4 protein-coding genes are annotated in these 3,723 nt (G+C 70.1%); all 4 read right to left on the minus strand.

Features of this window, described 5'->3' with window-relative positions:
- Positions 1 to 59: 59 nt before the first annotated feature.
- Positions 60 to 962: a c-type cytochrome gene (locus QN152_13700; GenBank protein MDR7540556.1), complete on the minus strand. Its 903-nt coding sequence runs from the start codon at positions 960 to 962 to the stop codon at positions 60 to 62.
- A gap of 50 nt (positions 963 to 1,012) precedes the next feature.
- Complete coding sequence (locus QN152_13705; GenBank protein MDR7540557.1) at positions 1,013 to 1,915, minus strand: carboxypeptidase-like regulatory domain-containing protein; 903 nt, start codon at positions 1,913 to 1,915, stop codon at positions 1,013 to 1,015.
- Entirely contained in the window at positions 1,912 to 2,178 is a 267-nt protein-coding gene (locus tag QN152_13710; protein ID MDR7540558.1) for a hypothetical protein, read from the minus strand. Before QN152_13710 ends, QN152_13705 begins: the two co-directional genes overlap by 4 nt.
- A partial coding sequence (locus tag QN152_13715; protein MDR7540559.1) for a cytochrome c-type biogenesis CcmF C-terminal domain-containing protein occupies positions 2,175 to 3,723 on the minus strand: 1,549 nt, incomplete at its 5' end. The genes QN152_13710 and QN152_13715, both read right to left, overlap by 4 nt.

The following is a 3,723-nucleotide window of genomic DNA, read 5'->3' on the forward strand; positions in this document are numbered from 1 at the left end:
CCAGTCTCAGGAAGCGGCGGCGGCTAATCCCTGGATCCTGTGCCATGCGCCTCCACCTGCTAGTGCCCGCGGGCCGGTGCGTAGTCGTAGAGAAACGTCCAAATGTAGTCCACCAGCGCCCACACCTCATCCTCCCGCAACTGACCCTGATAGCCGGGCATGAGCCCGCGGCCGGTCCAGATGCGCTGGTAGAGCTCCGAGGGCTTCCGCTGCAGCATCAGGTTCACGTCCGTGAAGATCCCGGGACCCTCCCCACGACCCCACCCCCACAGGCGTGCCGCCATCTCCGCGCTCAGCGCGCCACCCCGGCCGTCCCCGGCCGCGCCGTGACAGGCGGCACAGGTCGCGGTTCGCCCGCCGCCGATCCCAAGGGCGCGGTTCTGGTAGATGTCGCGGCCCAGCGCCACAGAAGCCGGCGTGGCCGAGAACGTCTTGACGTAGAACAGGGTGTCCCAGATCTGCGCGTCGGTCAGCGTGGGAAAGCCGCGGTTGGCGCCGTACGCTGGCCTCGGGCCAAACGCCGGCATCGCCGTGTGCGGCCGGCCCAGCTTGATGGTCTCGAACAGGGCGAACGGGGCATTCAGACGCTGCTGTACCAGGTTGTGGAAGTTGGCGGGGCGGGACGGCAGGTCTTCGCCCCGCAGCTTCAGGCCGAACATCCCGAAGAAGTCGGTCATGGGGTTCTTGTGCGGCGCGACCAAGCCTGCGGCGGCCGGCCCATCACCGAACCCTTCGTTGCCGTGACACGGCCAGCACACCCGCTCGTAGACCCCCCGGCCGCGCGCAGCCGACGGCCGGGGATTGGTGGGCGCCAGGGGGAGCGCAGGCGGCGCCTCGACCAGGCCGGCACCCGCGGTCGCAGCGGTGCCGGTCCCCACGGTTGGCTGGCAACCGCCGGCGACCGTCGCGAGCAACAGCAGGATGACGAGCGTGCGGCGCGACTGTGGCAGCAACAGGGGCATCGCAATTCCCCGTTGAGTTCTTCGCCTGACAACCAACTCCTCCCCCAGCATCAGGCCTCGGACGACATCCTGGCGATCGCCAGCATCAGGCCCACGATCAGGAGGGCGGCCAGCGTCCCGGCGGCCACCGGGGCCAGCCACAGCCGCGCCGACGGCACGCCCGTAATGCTGAGGCGCAAGTCACCCGGCGGTACCGCCCGGGCTGTTGCGCGAGCGTAGACCTGCCCCTCGCTGGTGACCGATGGCAGGAGCTGGAGTGCCGGCCCGCGGGCCTCCCCGGGCGCTCGAACGAAGATCTCGATGCGGTCGGCGGCCATCGCCAGGCGGCGGTCGAGGGACACTTCGCCCGATCCGCCCACAGCGTATGCGTACGCCACCTGATGGGCGCCAGGCCTCACGATCAACCGATCGGTGATGGCGCCGCCGTCGGCGCGCGGGCGGTGAAACCCGTCACCGAAGGTGATGTAGCGCGCGCCTCTGGGCAGCGGGAAGGCCACGTCACCGAGAAACGTCCGGGTCGTCGCGTTCTGGAGGTGGACGACCTCGGAGACGCGCAGGTAGCCGCGCCACACCTCCACCGCCACGCCGAGCAGTGCCATGCGCAGCGGAACCTGCGGGGAGGCATCGTAGACCAAGACGGTGACCTCGACCGGCCCGCCGCTCACCACCGCGTGGGTTGCGTACGAGACACCTTGATGCTGGACGGTGATCAGGTAGCGGCCATCGGCCAGACCGCTGAAGCCGAATCGCCCGGCGGCATCGGTGCGGGCGAGCGCGACGGGCTCCGGCCCCGCGGTGCCGATGAAGACGAGCTGGACCGGCGCCCGCGCGACCACCGCACCCGCGGTGATGTTGCGCACGACACCCCGAACGGCGCTTCCCGCCGGCGGTGCCGCCGCAGCGGAACCCGCGAACAGGCCCACGGCCGCCAGGAGCAGTGCCACGCCTCTCATAGGCCCGGCGGCGGTGGCATCTTCCGGACAATCGCCGCCAGCTCGCCCTCCAGCACCGCGCGCTGGGCGCGGTAGTCCTCGTCGGAGAGCTTGCCGGTGCCCCAATCGAGCTCGAGGTCGTGGAGCGAGCGTAGCAGGGCCCCCTGCGCGGCGTCCAGCGCATCGTGAGGGTCCGGGGAGGGCACCGTGGTCCGCCGAAACGCCGGCGCCAGCAGGTACGCCGCGGCGGACGCGACGACCAGGAAGAAGACCACTTCGATCACGGCGCGCCGGGGACCCCCTCCGTGGACAGCGGCGGGGCAGAGCGCGGGGAGACCGGTGCCGGCGCCACTCGCCTCCACGTCTCGGGCAGCACGGCGAGGACCACGCCCAGCACGATAATGAGTCCCCCGACCCACAGCCATGAAACCAACGGGTGCACCAGCACGCGGATCTGCGCGCGGCCGTCGGTGTCCCACTCCGAGAGGATGATGTAGAGATCTTCACGCGGCGAAGACCGGATTGCCACATGGTGCATCGGCTGCTCCTGCGTGCGGTAGAACAGCCGCTGGGGAGTGAACGTCCCCGCAAACCGCCCGCCGGCCCAGACGCGTACCGTGGCCTGGGTGATGTCGATCCCGGGCTGCTCTGCGGCCGACAGGCCGCCGAACTCCATGGTGTAGCGGCCCACGGCGAACCGCTCGCCGGAGCGCAGCCAGGCCGCAGACTGGGTCGCGAACGCGCTGCTCCCTGCGATACCCACGAGCATCACCAGGATGCCAAAGTGCACCGTGTAACCGCCGTAGCGCCGCCGGTTCCTCGCCACGAGCCGGACCAGGGCGACGGCGGGACCTTCGCCCCGCCGGACACGAAGCCTGGTCCCGCGTGCAGCCTCCAGCACGATGGTGGCCAGCACGAAGGCGGAGGCGGCGAAGACCAGCAGCGCCCCGGGCGAGCGGACGCCACCCACGGCGAGCACCACCGCCAGCAGGAGACCAGCAGCCGCCGGGAACGCGAAATTCCGAGCGAGCTGCTCCGGCGTAGCCCTGCGCCACGGCAGCAGGGGCCCCACGCCCATCAGCAACAGGATCCCCACCGCGATCGGGATCATCACGGTGTTGAAATACGGGGGGCCGACGTTGATCTTCACGCCGCGGAACGCCTCGGTGATTGCCGGGAAGATGGTGCCGACAAACACCACCACGGTGGCGGCCACGAACAGCAGGTTGTTGGCCAGGAAGGCCGTCTCGCGGCTGACCACGGACTCCACCGCGCCCCGGCTGCGGAGCAGGTCCCACCGCCAGGCCAGCAGGGCGAACGACCCCACCAGCAGCAGGGCCAGGAACGCCAGGAAGAAGTACCCGATCGGCGACTGCGCGAAGGCGTGAATGGAGGACAGCACCCCGCTGCGCACCAGGAACGTCCCGAAGATGGTCAGCCCGAACGTGATGAGCACCAGCGCCACGTTCCAGGTCAGCAGCATCCCCCTGCGCTCCTGGATCTGGATCGAATGGATCCACGCGGTCGCCGTCAGCCAGGGCATGAATGCCGCGTTCTCCACCGGATCCCAGGCCCAGTACCCGCCCCAGCCCAGCACCACGTACGACCACTTGGCGCCGAACAGCAGGCCCAGGGTCAGGAACATCCAGGCCACGATCACCCATCGCCGTGAGAGCACGATCCATGTGTCGTCGAGCCGGCCGGTCACCATGGCCGCTACCACCAGCGCAAAGGGGACGCTCATGCCGACGAAGCCCAGATACAGCATCGGCGGGTGCGCGGCCATCCAGGGGTTCCGCAGCAGCGGGTTGAGCCCCTGACCATCTGGC

The organism is Armatimonadota bacterium (genome assembly GCA_031459715.1).
In the GTDB taxonomy this organism is placed as follows: Bacteria; Sysuimicrobiota; Sysuimicrobiia; order Sysuimicrobiales; family Humicultoraceae; genus Humicultor; species Humicultor tengchongensis.

Coding starts and splice junctions, on each gene's coding strand:
- QN152_13705 (MDR7540557.1), bottom strand. CDS start 1,915: ATGAGAGGCGTGGCACTGCTCCTGGCGGCCGTGGGCCTGTTCGCGGGT.
- QN152_13700 (MDR7540556.1), bottom strand. CDS start 962: ATGCCCCTGTTGCTGCCACAGTCGCGCCGCACGCTCGTCATCCTGCTG.